This window comes from Gammaproteobacteria bacterium (assembly GCA_035279405.1).
Taxonomy (GTDB): domain Bacteria; phylum Pseudomonadota; class Gammaproteobacteria; order Natronospirales; family REEB76; genus REEB76.
The window spans coordinates 15,217-35,310 of sequence record DATEHU010000052.1 but is presented as its reverse complement, the minus strand read 5'-3'; the positions used below and the strand labels follow the sequence as shown (position 1 = coordinate 35,310).

Sequence of the window (20,094 nt, the reverse complement as noted above, 5' to 3'; positions counted from 1 at the left end):
ACTCCAAATGAATTGAGAGAAATCAGAACTTGATCTGCGCCCACAGGCCAATTTCCCGGTTCTTGAGGTCCGTGGTGTTATCGGCGAGGTCCTCATATTTATAGACTACGGCCCAGGTGATGTTGCGGTTGGCCGGAAACGAGATACCGGCGTTGTAGTACTTGTCCTTCTTCGAAGGATCCAGGTCCTTGCTGGGGTCAGCGTTGTCGTAGCGCGCAAACAGCGCGGTACCGTTTGCGGCGATTTGCACCGAGCCGAACAGCGAATAGCCGCTGGCTGAATCGGTCGCGTTGGTGGTGATCGCCGCAGGGGTGAAATTGCTGGCGTGAAAATACTCCGCCCCCAAGGTAACTACCGCCGTCTTGTACGCAATCAGGGCATCCTGGCGGGTGGCGGTATGCAGAGCCGGCGTGGTGGCGGTATTTTGGCCCAGGTCACCGGTATAGCCGCCTATCGCAATCACTAATCCGCTTACCGGGTAGAACGCCCACCGCCCTTCCCAGTCCATGCTCTTGCTGCGGCTGGGGTTTTTGTAGCCGCCGCCGTTGACCAGCGACACGGCGTAGTTGCTCCAGCCGTTGCTGCCCAGGAAATGCACGCCCCAATCGGCGGAGTTGCCGAAATGCAGCCGGTCAATCAAGGTGTTCTCCACGAATCGGTAGCCATAAATGCTCTCGTCGAACGGAATCCACGGCATGTCGGCCGAGCCCAGGCGGAACGCCGCGGCCTGACTGAGTTTTGCCTGCACAAAGGCTTTCTTGACGAACAACTGGGTCTCACCGTCCGACTTCAGGTAATTGAAGTCGGTGGTCAAGTTTGCCGACCAGATGTCGTCGAAACCATGATCCACACCCAGATAGAAACGCTTGACATCAATGCCGTAGCCTGTAGCGCCGGTGTCGGCGCCGTTCTGTTGCTGATTGAGGTAAGTCCAATCGGTAAACAGCGTGCCGCTCAAGGTGGTGCTGCCGGGCACGTTGTCGGCCCGTGCCTGCCCCAGGAACAGCACAATCCCCATTAACAAGACCAAAATCCCGTAAATCTCGCGCATATGGTTCCTCTCCTTCAGGAAATTCTTTGGTTGTGCCTCACGTCAGACCGTGACAGGCCTGACGCGGCGCAAGATTACGGGTGCAAGATGACGCGGATATGACAGCTGCATTAAATTTGTGTGACAGCGGGGCCGGAGGACCCAACGCTCTTGGTTGGATGCGCCGTATTTTGAACGTGCAGCTCCGGTCGCAGGAGTTAGAAGTGCCCAGATTAAATAAAACAGGACAGCCAATCCTGCAGCAAAGTAATGCGACCAGCCGCCGAGACTGGCGGGAAGCCGCGGGCAACAGGAGCGCCGTCAGGATTTTCTCAGGGCCTCCGCAACGCGCAGACGCATAAGCGCCCACCCCGGCACCAGCGCCGCCAGCACCCCAAACACGATGGCCAGAATCACGCCCGCACCGGTCGCACGCCAGGTCAGTTCGAAGGTGCCCAGAAAATTCCCCACCAGCGGATACAGCGCATGCGTGACCAGCCAGCTCAGGAACAATCCCACAATGGCGCCGGAAACCAACAGCAGCAGCGACTCGCTGATGACCAGCCGCATGATCCGGCCGGGCTTGAAACCCACGGCCCTCAACAGCGCGAATTCGCTGACCCGTTCGCGCACCGACTGAGCCTGCGCGTTGCTGACAATCAGCAGCAACGTGAAGAACACCGCAATGCCCACGTACACGACCATCGCGCTGATATTGCCGAATTGCCGTATCAGGCTGACGACTTCCTGAGTTTCCGGTTGCGTCAGGGTCTGCGGTGAGGAATTCGCAAATTGCGCATCTATGGCGTTGGAAATGCGTGTGGCGTTGCGTGGATCATCAATGCGTTCGAAGTAACGGAATACCACGTCATGCAGGCGTGGATCGGCCACGCTCTGGTTGAAATACTGGTAATGACCGATGAAAAACTCCTGATAGGCCGACGGTAAATTGGTCTGGTAAATACCGTCCAGGTGGAAATACCATGTGGTACTGCCGTCCGTTTGTGCAACCTGCGATTTCACCGGAATGGTCTCACCCACAGTCCATCCCATGCGCTTTGCCAACGCCGGTCCCGCAATGGCCCCTTGTCGGTCACCAAGCCAGGTCTGAACGCGGCCGGAATCCACCGTAAATTCTGGAAACACCCGCATGACGCTGTGCACATTGGTAAACAGAATTGCGAACGTCTGCTTCTGATCCTTGAAATAACCCTGCAGACCCTCAAAGTAAATCGCGGCTTTCACGCCCGGCACGGTGATGATCTTGTCGTAATAGCTCACGGGCATGGGATTGCCCCGAGTAACCAGATTGTTGGTAACCAGGCGCTCCGCGTTGATGATATTCAACTGGCCGAGCATGCCGTAGCGCACCGCCGCCAGGACCCCGAACAGAATGAACGCCCCGACTACTGACAACCAGGTGAAAATCGAGCGGCCCTTGCTGCGTTTGATCGCCGCCCAGATGATGGTAAAAGCGTTCACGCCCTGAAGTCCCCTCTTGGCACGCCCTGGGTTACCCTTGCCTGATTGCCGGCGGCTTTGCCGCCCGGATTGGAATGCGGCCCGGCCCGGCAACTCGGGGCAAGCCGCGCGCTGGTTTCCCGGCCCCAATGCTGGTGCTCAAATGCAAGCATTTGCCTGGGCGCAATGGCACGCCGCCATCCCGATTCTCCCCACTTGCGTCCGCGACCCCGGCCACGGGCAGTAAGCTCACTCACCCTGCCAAAAATGCCAAGCTGCAGCACCACCCGGACATCAAGTTCCACACTGTAGTTTGGGCCGTGCAGCCCGCGCATGGAAGCTTAGCACACACGCGCAGAGCGCTTGGTATGCAGAACTCGACGTGCGCCCACGCGAGGACTTCCCTGACGATTTGGGAATGGACGTTGTCGGCCAAGTGTTTGTACTTACAGTGTTTGCCCGAGTGATATGACGATTGTCCGGAAAAGATATACCGAAGTCTTAGTACTTGCCCAGTTGCGAAGGATTCGCAAGCGTGCACAGAGCGGCGTCGCGAAAACGCACAAACATCGCAGTGTGCGCCGCGGAAAGTCGCGCCCTCCCGCACACGGAATATGCGCGCACCGCAATGGCATTTACCTGGGCCAGCACATGAGCTTCTGAGCAGCACGCAGGCCAAGAACGGGCAAATTGTAGGAGCGGCTTCAGCCGCGATTTGTCACTTTTCAGGCTATGCATTCCTGCATCGCCTGAAAACCCTGGGCCGTCATCCCTGACAGCCCGCTCATCGCTCTGCGATGAGCTCTCTCCCATCAAGGGAGAACGAGGCAAGCGACTTCGCGGCTAGAGCCACCATTGCGTTGCAATCGCCGCCTTGGCGGTCCGCATAACGATGAGAAAAATCAGAACGACTTGGTCAGGCCCAGGAAAAACCCGCGCCGCGGACCGTACTGCGGCGCACCCACACCGATGCCGGTGCCGTTGCGGATTTCATAAACCCGGTCAAATAGGTTGACGATCACGAAGCGCGCGGTCAGGTCACCCACGCCCGGAAGACTGAAATTGCGGCTGGCGCTGGCGTCGAACTGCGCGTAGGACGGCAGGCTCCCGGTGTTGGCGAAATCCGTGCGCAAGCCGCTGCCAAAGATGGCATCGAGACCGTAGCGCGTGCCGGCCCAGCGGTAAGCCGCGCCGCCCGAGGCGGTCCAGGTCTGGTCGTGATCCAGATGCACGAAGTGGTTGCTGATGTAGGCAAGTTCGGCCGCATCAAAGTTGTACTGACCTGAGACCACCTGGTTGCCGAGCGCGCGGCTGTAAGCGACATTGAAATAGGACGACAGGTTTTCATCCTGGTAGCTGGTGGTGAATTCCACGCCCCAGATACGGCCGCGGGCATAGTTGAAAGGTGAAAACACCAGCGCCTGGCCGAACTGGCCCTCATCCAGCAGATTGCGCGCGTCCTTGTAGTAACCGTCCACGCCCACCTGCCATTTTGATGTGAGCGCATGGCTCACGCCCACATCGTAGTAATTGTCGCGCTCAGCGCGCACCTCGGTGTTGGCGTTGCTGGGCAGCGCATTGGTGGTGTTCTGGAACAACGCGATGTCGCGCGGTGCGATCAACTCGAGCGTGGGCGGCGTGAAATAGCGTGAGTAGCCGCCGTGCAGGCTGGTGGCTTCACTCAGCCGGTACACGAAATTGAGCCGCGGGCTCAACTGAGCCTCGCGCACGTAGCCGTTGGAGATGTCGTAGCGCAGACCGTAATTGAGGGTGAAGCGTTCGCTGGCCTGCCACTGGTCCTGCAGGTAGGCGCCGTACAGTTCGCCGTTCTTGTCGGTGTTGTCCGCGATGGTGAACGGCACATCGCTCGTCTGATTGCCTGCGGCATCGGCCGGGAACACCGCCGAGTTGTTGTTGCTGGCGGTGCGCTCTTGATCCACGAACAGGCCCCAGCGCAGCGTGTGCCGGTCGTTGAGCGCGTAACTGGTGTCTTCCTGAAGGCCGGTGGCAATGTTGCGGCGGAACACCTCGGCGGCCACACCGTTGTAGATCAGGTCGCCGATCGGATCGGGATGATATTCAATGCTGGAATACCGGCTGAACAGCGATACCTGATAATTGAGCGCGCCACGGATGCCCTGCAACGAAACGATGCCGTAGTCATTCAGTTCCCGCTGCGTCTCGTTGAGATTGGCCGAGGGATAGCTGCTCACGCCCTGCAGTTGATAGGCCGGCTGCTGGTCAGGATTATTGGGAATCTGAAAATTGCCGAGCGCATGGCCGGCAATGACGCTCAGCCGCAGATCCGAATTGAGCAGATACGAGGCATAACCGAAAGCTCTATTTTGCTCGGTGCGGTCGTGGATCGGATTGGACGGCGTGGGCGACTCGATACCGAGGTCGCTTTGCAGATAGCTGCCGGTCACGTAGTAATCCAGCTTACCGGCGACGGCGCCGTAATCCACGCTCGGTTGGAGGGTCCCGTGGCTGCCGCCGTACAGGTCCACGGTACCGCCGCTCTGCGGCAAGCCGTCGTTGGTGGTGATGTTGACGATGCCGGCGGTGCGGTAGCCGTACTGCGCCGGCAGCGCCCCGGTCAGGAAGTCAATCTTGCTGATGAAGCGCGTGCCGAGAGTGTCGCCGAAACCGCTGATGGGTTCCGGCAGGATCACGCCGTTGATGCGGTACTGGATGTCGGCGTGGTCGCCGCGCACGTGCAACTGGCCGAAGGAATCCTGGGCCACGCCCGGCGCCTGCAGCAGCACTTGCTGCAGGGGCGCGTTGTAGCCCTGCGGCAGCGCCGCGATGGATTGCACGTCGAAATGGTAGCTGCTGGTGCCGGTTGCCGGATTGAGGGTGTCGCGCGCCACGTTGAGACGTTCGCCCTGCACCTGCACCATGCCGAGATGGACGGTTTCGGCAACGCTCGCCGCTTTCCCGGTGGTAGCGGCCACCGGGGACAGCGTTGCGGCGGGTGCGGGTTGGGTGCTTGCGGTTTCCGCCGCATGGCTTTGGACCATGACAAACAAAGCGCCCGCCAATACTGGCAGCGTCGAAAAAAAGCGTTTCATCTTGTGCTCCTTGAGTGCCGGAGTGGTGCGTCAAACAGACGCATCCGGCCAGATCAATAGGTTCAGTCGCATCAAAGGCGTGCGGCTGGCCGCTCAAGCGGCCCTGTTCAAACCAGAGAAGGAGCGACGATGGGCGGGGCGCGGGGCTGGGGTTTGAGGTTGAAGCGAAGGGAAACGGCTGAAAAATCCAGGCGCGGCAGGATATGGCGATACCAGCCGGCAAACCTCACCAGCGGCGTAAGATTGGCCTTGAGCAGATTCGGTGCGCCATGCGCCAAGACATGGCACACGGGACAGGCCAGCTCCGCTGCCGTGGTTTTGTGGTCGTGCGTCAGCTCGATGGAATATATGCCGACCACGCACACCAGCGCGGCGATCACCAGCCAGCGGCGCCAGCGCGTCCGCCGGAGAGCAGGATAGAGATTGCGGGTTGTTTGCTGGGTAGTGGTCATGCGTCAGAACAAATCTGTGCGTTCGTGATGAATGATCCGACTGCTAGGCTTCGTAAGTTATGTTGGCAGCCTAACATGGCTGTCAAGCCCAGCCAAACCGTATTTGCGGAAGCCATAATTATTCGTCACCCCTGTGAAACCAGGGGTCCAGGCATTTTAATAATCTGGATTCCGGCCTTCGCCGGAATGACGACGAGACAAACATGATGCCTAGTAACTGGCGTGCAGGCGCAGGCCGATGACGCGCGCCGGCCCGCGGTCGCGGTTATACCCTAGGTTGCTGATGAACTGGATGTCCGGGCTGATCTGGACATACCTGCCCGCCTGGATACGGTAGTAGAACTCCACGATCTTCTCATAGCCGTAATTGAGGGCGCCGTCGCAGAGCACGAAGCCGCAGCCGCCGGCTGCGAGATACTGCTTGTGCTCCGAGGATAAGGCGTTGTACGCCACGGCGAAACCCAGACGGTCCGCTGCGCGGCCCCAATGCACGCCAGACACCTGCACGCCCGCACTGGCGGCGCGGTCGGCTTCCGTATAGACGAAGGATTCCGTGCGGCCGTCGTTCCAGCCGAGACGCAGGAACAAGCCGGTGTCGCCGTGGTCCGCCAGCGGCTGTTCCAGATTCAGGGCGAAACCGTGCTTCACCCGACCTTCCGCGTCATCGGCCACGATATCCGGCTGGGCCTGATTGATCTCGGCAATGGCGATGGCGTCGCTGTAGATGCCCATGCGTGCCACATTGCTGTACGCGAGCAGCCGGACTACCGTACCGGAAGCATCGGGCAGCAGATCCAGTTCCAGGTTTTCGCCGTGCGCCCGCGTGATGGGCCATTCCAGCGCCTCCTGATTGGCGCGTTCCGGCATGCGGTACACGCCGAACTTCAGCGCCCACACGGGCTCTTCCCAAGCCAGCACCAGACCGTCGGTGTAGCCGCGGGTGTCGGCGGCGTAATCCCAGGCGGCGTCGTTGATGAGCGCCCAATTCTCGAACTGGGTACGGGTAGTGTTGGCGTAACGGTTTTGATCGAAGTCGTCCGCCACCGATAGCTTGCCGAGTTTAACCATGAAGCTGCCGTCAGGGACTGCGCCCGGCAACTGATCCATCGCCCGGTTCACGTGCGCCGCTTCGTCACTGAGTGGCAGCGTGTACTGCAGATAGGCACGCGCCACGTAAGGAGTCTTGGGCAGGCCGCCGCCGGCGCGCACCACGTCGCCGTTGGTGATGCCGGCAAGCCCCGTGCCGTTACCGATACCCGCGCCCTTGAACATTTCCATGTCCAAGTAGGCTTGCAGGTGCGCGGGCATCTGCATGCCGAAGTAGACGCCGAAAGTCTGACTGGTCTGAGTGTCGCCGTTGGGCGTGAGGCTCAGTGGCCCCGAGTAGGCGGCGCCGAAGGGATACAGATGCTGGCGGACGCCGGTGTACTGGGCGCCCAACAGTTGCGGAATCCAGAGCGATGCAACCTCGTTATTCGCCATGGTCGTATTGCTCAGCACGCCGCACAGCAGCGGAGCAATCCAAAGCGTCGTTTTGAGGACATTCATGCGCACTTCCGGCCGCTGTCCCGCATAGCAAAAACAATGTGCCTGACGGTGCAAGATCCGGTACGCCAGCGCATCCTACCTTCCTCACGCCTCACGCCTCACGCCTCACGCCTCACCTCTTAATTCAAGCCAAAGCGCCGCACCAGTCGTCCCTTGGCCCACTGGGTAAGCGCGATGTAACCCATCATGATGAGCGGCATGAGCAGCAGGAACGACACCGGCACCGGCACCATCTGGAACCCGTGGGCAAAGAAACTGAACGGCAGCCAGATGCCGATCAGGCAAATCAGCGTCGTGGTGCCGAGCAGCGACCAGCTCGGCCAGCTCTGAATGAACGGTACCTTGGCGGTGCGGATCACGTGCACGATGAGTGTCTGGGTGAGCAACGACTCGATGAACCAGCCGGTCTGAAAAAGCGGTGCGTTGTGCCAGCCGCCGAAGAATAAAATCAAAATGCCGAAGGTGATGTAGTCGAACACCGAACTGAGCGGACCGATGACCACCATGTACCAGCCGATGTTCTTCAGGTCCCACTTGCGCGGCTGGCCCAGGTACTCCGGATCCACATTGTCGGTGGGAATCGCCGTCTGGGAAAAATCGTATAACAGATTATTCACCAGGATCTGGATCGGCGCCATCGGCAGGAACGGCAGAAAGATGCTCGCACCCAGCACGCTGAACATGTTGCCGAAATTCGAGCTAGCACCCATCTTGATGTACTTGATGATGTTGCCAAACACCTTGCGGCCCTCGAGGACGCCCTCCTCCAGCACCATCAGACTCTTTTCCAGCAGGATGATGTCGGCGGATTCCTTGGCGATATCCACCGCGGTATCCACTGAAATGCCGACATCCGCGGTCTTGAGCGCCGGACCATCATTGATGCCGTCACCCAGGAAGCCGACCACGTGCTGGCGGCTGTGCAGCGCGCGGATCACGCGGGCTTTCTGTTCGGGCGAAAGCTTGGCGAATACCGCTGCGCCTTCGGCCACGTCGGCGAGCGCCTCATCGCTCATTTTTTCGATGTCGCCACCCAACACGATGTGTTCCACCTCCAGGCCCACCTGCGAGCAGATCTTGCGGGTGACGGCGTCGTTGTCGCCGGTCAACACCTTCACCTTGATGCCGTGTGCGCGCAGCTTGGCGATGGCCTCAGCGGCGGATTCCTTGGGCGGATCGAGGAACGCGATGTAGCCGATGAGCACCATGTCCTGTTCGTCGGCGACCGCATAGGTGCGCCTGGGCTCGATGATTTCCTTGAAAGCCACCGCGATCACCCGGAAGCCATCCTGATTGAGCGCCCGGGTCACCTCTTGAAGGTGCGTCAGATCTTCCGGCACCAGCGGCTTGCGATGACCTTCCACCTCGGCATGCGAACAGATGTTGAAGATCTCCTCCACCGCCCCCTTGCAGATCAACAGATGCCGCTGGTGCTGCTCTTCCACCACCACCGACATGCGACGGCGCTGGAAATCGAAGGGAATTTCGTCCACCTTGCGGTAGTTGCGCTCGGGATGCAGGTCGGCGTACATCTCGACCTTCTCCAGCACCGCCACATCCAGCAGGTTGCGCAGACCGGACTGGTAATAGCTGTTGAGGAACGCCAGCTCCAGCACCTGTTCGTTGTCGTTGCCGTTCAGGTCCACGTGCTTTTCCAGGAACACCTTGTCCTGGGTGAGCGTTCCGGTCTTGTCGGTGCACAGAATGTCTATGGCGCCGAAGTTCTGGATGGAATGCAGGCGCTTGACGATCACCTTCTTGCGCGACATGGCGAGCGCGCCCTTGGCGAGATTCATGGTGACGATCACCGGCAACATCTCCGGCGTCAGGCCCACGGCCACCGAGAGCGCGAACATCAGCGACTCCACCCAGTCATGCTTGAACAGTCCATTGATCACGAACACCAATGGCACCATGACCAGCATGAAACGGATCATGAGCCAGGTGAAACGCTGCACGCCGCGGTCGAAGCTGGTCTGTATGCGCTCCCGCACCAGCGTATCGGCAAGCGCACCGAAATACGTCTGGGTGCCGGTGGTCACCACCAGTGCGATCGCAGTACCGCTGACCACGTTGGTGCCCATGAAACACAGGTTGTTCAACTCCAGTGCGTTGCTGCCGGCGTTCTCGACGGCGGCGGCGAACTTTTCCACGGGCAGGGACTCGCCGGTGAGCGCCGATTGGTTGACGAATAAATCCTTGGCCGACAGCAAGCGCACGTCCGCGGGAACCATGTCACCGGCGGAAAGCTGCACCAGATCGCCCGGCACCAGTTCATCCAATGGCACCTGCTTGCGCGCCGGCCTGAACAGCAATTCGGGTGGACCGGCCGCGTCTCCGCGTGCATCGTCTGGAACGGGAATTGCGTCCTCCACAAGTTCCTGGCGCAGCACCGTGGCCGTGGTCTTGACCATGGCATGCAGCTTCTCCGCTGCACGGCTGGAGCGCGCTTCCTGAATCCAGGCGAGCGCCACGGCCACCACCACCATCAGGGCGATGATGCCGGCGCCGGTGGTATCACCCGTTACCAGCGACATTACCGACAGGATGATCAGCAACACATTCAGGGGATTGCGCAAACGGATGAACAGTTGCGTCAGCCCGTGCTTCTTCTTTTCCCGCGCCACCGTATTCTGGCCATATTGTTCGAGACGTTCGGCGGCCTCGGGGACGGTCAGGCCCTGAATGCTGGTGCGGAATTTGTCGAGCGCCTCCTGCGCACCCCGGCTGCAGACCTCAACCAGGCGCGCATGCACCTGCACGGACAGGTTCTCCCGGCCGGCGCGGGCACCGCGCCCCGGGCTGAAGGCATTCAACAGGGTATTGCCCACTTTGCGTTCCATGACCTTACTGCACATCCGGGCGTGTCCGCCCCAAAGACCGACGTTCCACGCGGGAATTGTCTTCGGCCACCGGGCGGCCGCGCCCATAAACCGTGCAGCGACTGACAGGCAAGCCAACGCCATGCGCAGGTGTACGCTGGCATAACCTGTCGGCTGCTGTAATTCCGGATACTGGCGTGGTCCGCATGGATACTCCGTGTGCCTGACGGCACGCGCCCACGCGGAAATGCGAAATGCGGCGGGGAAGCGCGACCGTCAGACGGTCATGTGTTTACAGTGACTACCGCAACTGCCCATTCGGGCGCCTCCAATGACCAAACCGGCGCGGATGCTAGACCCCGGTCTTCAGGGTGTCAACGGATTTTTGCACAGTTTTTGGAAAAACTTCCTCTAAAAGTTCCAAGCCGACATCAAAAAGAAAACGCCGGCTCACAGCCGGCGTTTTGCATCTTTGTTCTCCCTTACTCCTCACGCCTCACCCCACCCCTCACTTCTTACTTCGGCGTCGGCCCCTTCACGACTTCCGCCAGCCCATCCGGTCGCAGCCAGTGTCTATATGCCGCCTGCACCTGCTCCGCTGTAAGCTGCAGGTAGTGCCGGGCCGCAATCATCGGCTCATCCAGTGGCAGACCGTCCAGCGAGTAGCCCAACAGGCTTTCACCGATGCTGTCCACGCTGGATTGCCGCAGCGGGATGCTGCGCAGGGCGAGTGCCTTGGCGCGGCGCAACTCCACCTCCGTGACCGGCGCGCTTTGCATCTGCATCAAGTCGCGGATCACCAGGTCGCGCGCCTGATTCACCTTGTCCGGATCGCAGCCGTAGGTCACCTGGAACACGCCGCGAGTCTGGGTGAGATGGAACACTGAACTCACGTTGTACACCAGACCGGTTTTCTCGCGCAGGTCGCGGTACAGGCGCGAGGCGTAAAAACCCTGCCCCAGTACCTGATTGCCGAGTGCCAGTGCGTAGCGGTCGGGGCTGAACAGGTTCACGCCGAGCGTCTGCGACAGAGTCACAGTGTCCTGCACGCTGGTCCTGTCCGGCACCACCGCGCTCGAGGTCTTGTTGGCCGGAATCGCCGCCAGCGTGGTATCCGGTTTCGGTCCGCTGGCTTTCCAGCCGCCGAAGTACTTTTCGATGACCGCCTTGGCTTCTTGCGGCGTGACCTTGCCCACCACAACGATACTGGTGAGGTCCGGGCGGAACGCCTGTGCGTAATAGGCCTGCACCTGATCCAGCGTCAGCCCCATGACGGATTGCGGCGTGGCTTCACGCAAGCTCGGATCGTCCGCCGGCACCAGCGCCTTGGTGATGGCACGCTGGAACAGGTAATCCGGGCTTTCCAGTTGTCCGGCCGTGAGGCGCGCAGTCTGCATCTGCACGATCTGGAACGCCTGCGCCGGCAGCGCAGGATGCAGTTCGTTGTCAGCCAGCAGTTGCACGGCACGCTCGAAATGCACGGCCGGCGCCTGCACCGAGAACTCGGTGCCGGCGGTTTCCTGCGCGGCAATGTCATCCAGCGCTGTCTGGAAAGCCACGCGGTCCAGCGTCGTGGTGCCGTATTCGAACAGGCCGTTGAGCACATCGCCGACCCCATCCTGGCCGTGGGGTTGCTGCAACTCCGGCTGGTTCTTTATCCGGCCGTACACGCTCACGGTGTCGCTCACGTCCGTGGGCTGCACGATCAGCTTGACGCCGTTTGCCAGAGTGATTTCGGTCGGATGCAAGGTGGATTTCGGCAGATTGAGACGCGCGAGCGCGGTCTGCGCCCACTTGGGCAAGGTCACGGCCTTTTCAGGTGCGGCACTGAAGGATTCCGCGCCACCGAAACCCTTGGAAGCTACCGGCTTGCCAGAGCTTTCCGGCGTGAGGACGGCGCTGATGGATTGACCCGAGTTCAAATACTCCTTGGCCACGCGATTCACATCCGCCACCGTCACCGCCTCATACGCCGCCTGCATTTCATCCGGCGACTGCAAACCCTGGAACGCCAGTGCCTGCGACCAGGCGTTGGCGAGTCCAGCCACGGAATTCTTCTGGAACTCGAGTTGCGCGATTTCCTGGCGTTTGGCGGCTTGCACCAGATCCGCGGACACGCCGCTCTTCACGCTATCCGTGAGCACGTTCTGCATGTCCTGCATGAGCGCAGCCGAATCCGCGCCTTTGGGGAATATCCCGAAGCCCAGCCCCATGCCGGTTTGCGGGAAAGTGATCCCGCCGATGAAGCCCGCATACAGGGCCTTGCCTTGCGGCACCAGCGCGTACAGGCTGCCGCGCTTGCTGGCGAGTACATCACCGAGAATCTGGCTGGCGGCGTAATCCTTGGCGTGCAATCCCGGGAAACGGTAGGAAAACACTACCAGGCCATACGGCAGGTCGGTGGGCAGCTGCAGGGTTTGCGCCTGCACCGGCCCCAGATTCACCGCCGGGCGTTGCGGCAGTTTCCGGGCAGGAATGCCGCCGAACAGGCTCTTGACCTGCGTCATCACCTTGGCCGGGTCCACGTCGCCCACGATCACGAAAATCGCGTTGTTGGGCACATACCAGGTGCTGTGGAACTGCTTGAGCATGGCGGCGCTGGTCTTGTCGAAGGATGGGCGCGTACCCAGCGCGTCATGCTCATAGGGCGTGCCCTTGAACAGCGCGGCCTGCATCTGCTTGAACATCATGTATTGCGGGTTGGACATGTCACGCGCCACTTCCTGCTCGATGGCGCCGCGTTCTTTTGCCCACTCGGCCTGGCTCATGTCCACGCCGCGCATGCGCGCCGCCGCGATGTGCAGCGCCACGTCCACGTCGTCGGCGGGCACCGTGAAGTAATACTGGGTGACGGTCTGGGTGGTATCGGCGTTGAAATCGCCGCCCAAGGCGGCGCTGATTTCCGCCAGTTGGTCTTTGGACAGCCCGGGTCCGCCGCGGAACATCATGTGTTCGACCGCGTGCGCGGTGCCGGGAAAACCGGCCGGCGCCTCGTTGGAACCCACCAGATAGTTCATCTCGGTGGTCACTACCGGCGCCAGGTTATTCCTCACGATCACCACGCGCAGGCCATTCTTGAGCGTGGCGCGCGCTACGTCCACATTGCCAGCCTTGGCGAAAACTGCGTGCGACAGGCCAAGAGAGAGCAACAGGAACAGGAAAAGACTGCGTATCACATGGCGCGACATGGGAGTCCTCCGAGATTCAGGGGGGCACCGCCGGGTGGCGGGCCGCAGGATTATCCTGCTTTCAGACAAGGCTCACAAGCGAGAATCCAACGCAATGGAAGGCTGCCCCAATTGTAGTTTGTACGCCGCATCCGCGCGCAAAAATAGGCAGGCCGCACTCGATCCCGCGCTGCCGTCAGCACTGCACCATCACTGATGTAGAGATCAAGGGTCAAACCACCCGCTTGGTCTTGCGATGCGGCGGTTGAATGTATCGAGTGCAACAAGCAGTGGCTGAATCTCAAGCGTGCCAAAGAATGGGATCAGGGTCCGGTTGCTGCTGCATGCATTGATCAGCGCCCATGGCCGCCACGCGCTGCACCTCGCCGGGTGCGGGGCCGAATGCCAGCCGGTTCAGCACATGCAGTGCCTGCGCATCGGTGGACGCACGCACGCTGCCCAGCAGCAGACAAAATAAAACCGCCGTCACCAGCACCGGCAGCCGACTACGCTTGCCCGGTGTGATGACGGCGGTCATGACCGCGAGGGTCTCTTAAGTCAGATTACCCGCGATGACCTGGGTGATTCTGCTTGTGGCGCTCGTGGCGCAGATGACGGCGGTTTTTCTTGTCTTGACGGATGTCCTTCTTGTCCTGGCGCATGTCCTTTTCCTGGGCCTGGGCTTTCTTGAACTTGCCCTGGCTCACGTCCTTGTTGACCTGGCGCTGATCCTGGCGCACGTCGCGCTTGTCCGCGCGGATGTCGCGGTTGTCCCGGTGGATCTTGCGGGTTTCTTTCTGCTGGGGTGTGGTCGCCGGAGCCGGGGTCACGGCCGGAGCCGCGCTCGGGGTCTGCTGGGCAAACACCAGCGGGCTGGCAGACAGGGCCAGCAGCGTGCCGGCAACGAGTGCAGTTGTCAGTTTCATGGTCTCAATCTCCTCAAGGTTGATGTCGGCGGGGTTTCCCGGCCTTGGGTGCGAAAACGGGCCTGCCGGGTATGGGTTGACGGCGGCCGAAGGAAAAAAAAGACAGGCCGGCGGTAAACCCGGCGTTCATCGGCCGTTGGCGCCACCCCTCTGCCCGCGGGGCACGAGGATCATCGCCCGCTGCTTTCTTATTCCGCAGGCGTATATCCGAGATTTGGCGCCAGCCAGCGTTCCGCGGTTTCCAAATCCATGCCTTTGCGTTGCGCATAGTCGCTGACTTGGTCGCGGTTGATCTTGCCGACGGCAAAATAGCGGGAGTCGGGATGCGAGAAATAAAATCCGCTGACCGCCGCCGCCGGCCACATGGCGTAATGTTCGGTGATCTTGATACCGCTGCGCCGTTCCACGTCCAGCAGCTGCCAGATGCCGGCTTTTTCGGTGTGCTCGGGACAAGCGGGATAACCGGGCGCGGGGCGGATGCCCTTGTATTGCTCCTGAATCAAACCGTCGTTGTCGAGTTGCTCATCCGCGGCGTAGCCCCAGAATTCCCGGCGCACGCGTGCATGTAGCAGTTCCGCGAAGGCTTCCGCCAAACGATCGGCCAATGACTTCAGCAGGATGGCGCTGTAATCGTCGTGGTCGGCCGTGAACCGTTTGAGATGCGGCTCGATGCCGAGACCGGCCGTGACCGCGAAGGCGCCGAAATAATCCTCCAGCCCGGTATCGCGGTGCGCAACAAAATCCACCAGGCACTGATTGGGTTTACCGGGCGGCTTCTGCTGCTGCTGGCGCAGGAAATGAAAGGTGATCAATTCCCGCTCGCGGTTGGCGTCGCGGAATACCCTCACATCATCGCCATTGACCGCGTTGGCGGCGAACAATCCGTACACGGCGCTGGCACGCAGCCATCTCTCCGCGACCATGCGATCCAGCATCTGGTTGGCGTCAGCGTAGAGCTTGCGTGCAGCCTCGCCCTTTTCCGGGTCTTCCAGAATCCGCGGATAGCTCGCCTTCAACTGCCAGACATGAAAGAACGGAGTCCAATCTATGTAGCGGCGGATGTCGTCCAGGGAATAATCGTTGAAGACTTCCACGCCCAATCCGCGCGGTCTGGGCGGCACATAGCCGCGCCACTCGATGCTTGTGCGATTGGCGCGCGCCTGCTCCAGCGTCAGCCATTGGGTGTGATCCTCGCGCCCCGCATGTTGGGCGCGCACTTGCGCGTATTCCTGCTGAATGGAGTCCACAAACGCCCGCCGGCCCTCGCCCAGGAGGCTCGCCGCCACACCCACCGCGCGCGAGGCGTCCTTTACATAGGTCACGGAGCCGGAATAATTGGGCGCGATCTTGACCGCCGTGTGGGTGCGCGAGGTGGTAGCGCCGCCGATGAGCAGCGGCAGGCTGAAATTCTCGCGCTGCATCTCTTTCGCCACATGCGTCATTTCCTCCAGCGACGGTGTGATCAGTCCCGAAACACCGATGATGTCGGCTTTCTCTTTGCGCGCGGTCTCAAGAATCTTCTGTGCCGGCACCATCACTCCGAGGTCAATCACCTCGTAGTTGTTGCACTGCAGCACCACGCCCACGATGTTCTTGCCGATGTCGTGCACGTCGCCCTTGACCGTGGCCAGGATGATCTTGCCCTTGGAGCGGGCGTTCGCATCCTTCTCCGCTTCTATATAAGGTGTGAGCCAGGCCACGGCTTTCTTCATGACGCGTGCGGACTTCACCACCTGCGGCAGGAACATCTTGCCGCTGCCGAACAGGTCCCCCACCACGTTCATGCCGTCCATGAGCGGGCCTTCGATGACATCCAGCGGCCGTTTGGCCTGCTTGCGTGCTTCCTCGGTATCGGCCTCGATGTAATCGGTGATGCCCTGCACCAGGGCGTGCGACAGGCGCTCGCGCACCGGTAACTGGCGCCAGGCCTGATCCGTCTCCGGCTTTTTTCCGCCCTGTTGCAGAGTCCCGGCAAACTGCACCATGTGCTCGGCCGCGTCCGCACGCCGGTTGAGCAGCACATCCTCCACGTGTTCCAGAAGGTCTTTCGGGATGTCCTCGTACACCGCCAACTGGCCGGCGTTGACGATGCCCATATCCATGCCGGCGCGGATCGCGTGGTACAGAAAAGCACTGTGCATCGCCTCGCGCACCGTATGGTTGCCGCGGAAGGAAAACGACACGTTGCTGACGCCGCCACTCACGAGCGCTTGCGGCAGCTTCTGCTTGATTTGTTCTATGGCCGCGAAATAATCCACGGCATAGTTCGCATGCGCCTCGATGCCGGTGCCAACCGGAAAGATGTTGGGATCAAAGATGATGTCTTCCGCCGGGAAACCAACCTCCCCGGTGAGCAGCGTATAGACGCGCTCGCAGATCGAGACGCGCCGCTCAAGGGTGTCCGCCTGCCCGGTCTCGTCGAAGGCCATGACCACCACGGCCGCACCATAACGGTGCGCCAATCGCGCCTGTTCCAGGAACTGCGCCTCACCCTCCTTCAGGCTGATGGAGTTGATGACGCACTTGCCTTGCAGGCACTTGAGGCCGGTTTCGATGATTTCCCAGCGTGAGGAATCAATCATCACCGGTACCTTGCAGATGTCAGGCTCCGACGCGGCCAGCAGTAAAAAGCGCTGCATCGCGGCCACACCGTCCAGTAAGCCTTCATCCATGTTCACGTCAATCATCTGCGCGCCGTTCTGCACCTGCTCGCGGGCCACATCCAGCGCGGTTTCGTAGTCGCCGCCGAGAATCAGTTTCTTGAATTTGGCTGAACCGGTGACGTTGGTGCGCTCGCCCACATTCACGAACAGGCTGTCGGGGCCGATATTCAGCGCTTCCAGCCCGCTCAGCCGGCACCCGGGTTCGATCACCGGCACCTGCCGCGGCGCCTGCCGGCCGATGACCTCGCCCAGCGCGCGGATGTGGTCGGGCGTGGTGCCGCAGCAGCCTCCGGCGATGTTGACCAGTCCGCTCGCTGCCCATTCGTCCATGAGTCCGGCCATGTGCTGCGGAGTTTCGTCATAAGCGCCAAACGCGTTCGGCAGGCCGGCATTGGGGTGCGCACTCACATAGCAGTCCGCGATGCGCGCCAATTCCTCCACGTAAGGCCGCAACTGCTCGGCGCCGAGCGCACAGTTCAGGCCAATGCTGAAAGGCTTAACGTGGCGCACCGAATTCCAGAAGGCTTCCGGCGTCTGGCCGGAGAGCGTGCGACCGGAAAGGTCGGTGATGGTGGCCGAAATCATCACCGGCACGCGTGCGCCGCTACGCTCAAAATGTTCCTCGATGGCGTAAAGCGCGGCCTTGCAGTTCAGGGTGTCGAACACCGTTTCCACCATCAGCAACTCGGCGCCGCCGTCCAGCAGACCGCGCACGGCTTCCGCGTAGGCGGCGCGCAGTTCGTCGAAACTCACATTGCGAAACCCGGGATCGTTGACATCCGGCGAGATGGACGCGGTGCGGCTGGTGGGACCGAGAATGCCGGCCACGAAGCGCGGCTTTTCCGGTGTGGCACGCGTCATTTTTTCCGTCAGCCGGCGTGCCAGCCGCGCGGCCTCGCAGTTGAGTTCGTAGACCAGCGCCTGCGTGCCGTAATCCGCCTGCGAGATGGCGGTGGAATTGAACGTGTTGGTCTCGATGATGTCGGCGCCTGCGTCGAGGTAGGCCTGATGAATTTCCTCGATCACCCGCGGTCGCGTGAGCACCAGCAGGTCGTTGTTGCCCTGGAGGTCGCGGGCATGGTTCTTGAAGCGCGTGCCGCGGAATTCCTCTTCTGAAAGCTTGTAAGTCTGGATCATGGTGCCCATGGCGCCGTCCAGCAGCAGAATGCGCTTGGCCAGCAGGGTATCGAGCTGCTCCTGGCAGGACATGGGCATCAGACGCCGGAGGCGCTGTGGTTTTGCACCACAGCTTGCCCAGCACGCATGCCGAGCAGATGACAGATGGCGCGCGTCAATTCCGCGCGGTTGAGCGTGTAGAAATGAAACTCCTGCACCCCTTCGGCCTGCAGCCGGCGGCACTGCTCGCCCGCCACATGCGCCGCCACGAGCATGCGGGTTTCGGGGTCGTCATCCAGTCCCTCGAAGTGGCGCGCCAGCGCCGGCGGTACGCTCGCGCCGCAGCGCACGGCGAACTTGCGCACCTGCCGGAAGTTGGTAACCGGCAGAATGCCCGGCACCAGCGGCATGCTGACGCCGGCCTTGGCGGCCTTGTCGCGGAAACGCAGGAACACTTCCACGTCGAAGAAGAACTGGGTGATGCCGCGGGCCGCGCCGGCGTCCTGCTTGCGCTTGAGATTTTCCAGATCGGCTTGTGCCGACACTGCGTCGGGATGGGTTTCCGGATGGGCTGCCACGCTGATTTCGAAATCAGCGATCTTCTTGAGTCCGGCTACCAATTCAGCGGCACAGGTATAACCATGTGGATGCGGTGCAAATTTGCCCTCGCCTTCCGGCGGATCACCGCGCAATGCCACGATGTGACGTATGCCAGCCTGCCAGTAACGATGCGCAATAGATTCAATTTCGGTTTTATCGGAGCCCACGCAGGTGAGATGCGCCGCCGGCACCAGGCCGAGCTCGCGCTGGATGCTGACGACGGTTTCGTGGGTGCGCTCGCGGGTCGAACCCCCGGCGCCGTAGGTGACCGACACGAAGCGCGGCGCGAGCGGCGCCAAGCGCTCGAATGCCTGCCACAATTTCTGTTGCAACTGCTCAGTGTTCGGCGGAAAGAATTCAAAAGAGACCGCCGGAGGCACCGGGAACGCCTGGCGATCCCAAGAGGTAGATAGCTGGTTCATGCGCGCACGCCAGTCAAGCCCGACTTCCGCCCACCCGCTCAATCACGGACACAAAAAAACCCGCTCAGCGTTTGCCAAGCAGGTCATTTGCGACCCCGCTTTAGCCGTATTTATAAGGCGCCCGCAAGCTGAGTATCAAATCGGCGCAGGGAGAATTATTAACTCTCAGGTCCTAGCTGTCAACCCGCGGGCGGCGCAGGTTGCGCACATGCCTCCACACATACCAGAGAAAGCCCAACACCACGATCACCACGATCACGGTATCGAAGCGGTGAAACCACGGGCCGAGCGTATCCCAGTGCTCGCCCAGGCGCAGACCGATCCAGGCGAGCGCCCAGCACCAGATGAAGGAACCGATGAAGGTATAGACGATGAACTTGACCAGCGGCATGCGCGCCACGCCCGCGGGAAAGGCAATGAAGGTGCGCACCAGCGGCAGCAAGCGGCCGACGAAAACGATGATGTCGCCGTGACGCTGAAACCAGCGGTCGGCCACATCCAGATCGTGATGCGATACCAATATATAGCGGCCGTACTTCTCCACCAGCGGCCGCCCGCCCCAGGCGCCGACCCAGTAGGCCACCAGCGAACCCAGCACGCAGCCCAGGCCTCCGGCACAGGCCACCAACCACAGGTGCAGCTCGCCGCGGAATACCAGGTAGCCGGCGAACGGCATGATGATTTCCGAGGGCAACGGAATGCAGGCGCTCTCGATGGCCATGAGCAGCACCACGCCGCCGTAACCGAGCGTCGAGATTGTCGCGACGATGAAGCCGGCGACGAGCGCCACCAGTTTGGCGATCATCCGGCTCTCAC

12 protein-coding genes are annotated in these 20,094 nt (G+C 61.2%); all 12 read right to left on the bottom strand.

Going from position 1 to position 20,094, the window contains the following annotated elements; translation table 11 throughout:
* Window positions 1–22 precede the first annotated feature (22 nt).
* The 12 genes from VJR90_10985 to VJR90_10930 all read right to left on the bottom strand — a co-directional run bounded on the left by VJR90_10985 (window position 23) and on the right by VJR90_10930 (window position 20,083).
* Window positions 23–1,051: a carbohydrate porin gene (locus VJR90_10985; GenBank protein ID HKV97993.1), complete on the bottom strand. Its 1,029-nt coding sequence runs from the start codon at window positions 1,049–1,051 to the stop codon at window positions 23–25.
* Between the two features lie 300 nt (window positions 1,052–1,351).
* Window positions 1,352–2,512 carry an FtsX-like permease family protein gene (locus VJR90_10980; GenBank protein ID HKV97992.1) on the bottom strand — a complete coding sequence of 387 codons (1,161 nt, stop codon included), beginning with the start codon at window positions 2,510–2,512 and terminating at the stop codon, window positions 1,352–1,354.
* Between the two features lie 881 nt (window positions 2,513–3,393).
* Window positions 3,394–5,562, bottom strand: coding sequence for a TonB-dependent receptor (locus VJR90_10975; protein ID HKV97991.1), 2,169 nt, complete (start codon window positions 5,560–5,562; stop codon window positions 3,394–3,396).
* A gap of 107 nt (window positions 5,563–5,669) precedes the next feature.
* On the bottom strand, window positions 5,670–6,014 hold the full coding sequence (locus VJR90_10970; protein HKV97990.1) for a hypothetical protein: 345 nt from the start codon (window positions 6,012–6,014) through the stop codon (window positions 5,670–5,672).
* 210 nt (window positions 6,015–6,224) lie between these two features.
* On the bottom strand, window positions 6,225–7,562 hold the full coding sequence (locus tag VJR90_10965) for a carbohydrate porin (GenBank protein ID HKV97989.1): 1,338 nt from the start codon (window positions 7,560–7,562) through the stop codon (window positions 6,225–6,227).
* A 119-nt stretch (window positions 7,563–7,681) separates the two neighbouring features.
* On the bottom strand, window positions 7,682–10,405 hold the full coding sequence (gene mgtA / locus VJR90_10960; GenBank protein HKV97988.1) for a magnesium-translocating P-type ATPase: 2,724 nt from the start codon (window positions 10,403–10,405) through the stop codon (window positions 7,682–7,684).
* Between the two features lie 494 nt (window positions 10,406–10,899).
* Window positions 10,900–13,572, bottom strand: a complete 2,673-nt coding sequence (locus VJR90_10955; protein ID HKV97987.1) for a pitrilysin family protein — start codon at window positions 13,570–13,572, stop codon at window positions 10,900–10,902.
* A 280-nt stretch (window positions 13,573–13,852) separates the two neighbouring features.
* A complete protein-coding gene (locus VJR90_10950; GenBank protein ID HKV97986.1) occupies window positions 13,853–14,089 on the bottom strand; it encodes a hypothetical protein in 237 nt (78 codons plus the stop codon).
* Window positions 14,090–14,114: 25 nt separating this feature from the next.
* Entirely contained in the window at window positions 14,115–14,477 is a 363-nt protein-coding gene (locus VJR90_10945; protein ID HKV97985.1) for a hypothetical protein, read from the bottom strand.
* A 188-nt stretch (window positions 14,478–14,665) separates the two neighbouring features.
* The gene (gene metH / locus VJR90_10940) at window positions 14,666–18,349 is read right to left on the bottom strand and encodes a methionine synthase (GenBank protein HKV97984.1); all 3,684 of its coding nucleotides are present in this window, start codon (window positions 18,347–18,349) and stop codon (window positions 14,666–14,668) included.
* A gap of 5 nt (window positions 18,350–18,354) precedes the next feature.
* Window positions 18,355–19,278 (bottom strand): methylenetetrahydrofolate reductase [NAD(P)H], encoded by a 924-nt coding sequence (metF, locus tag VJR90_10935; GenBank protein HKV97983.1) that lies wholly within the window; start codon window positions 19,276–19,278, stop codon window positions 18,355–18,357.
* A gap of 172 nt (window positions 19,279–19,450) precedes the next feature.
* Window positions 19,451–20,083, bottom strand: coding sequence for a DedA family protein (locus VJR90_10930; GenBank protein ID HKV97982.1), 633 nt, complete (start codon window positions 20,081–20,083; stop codon window positions 19,451–19,453).
* Window positions 20,084–20,094 lie beyond the last annotated feature (11 nt).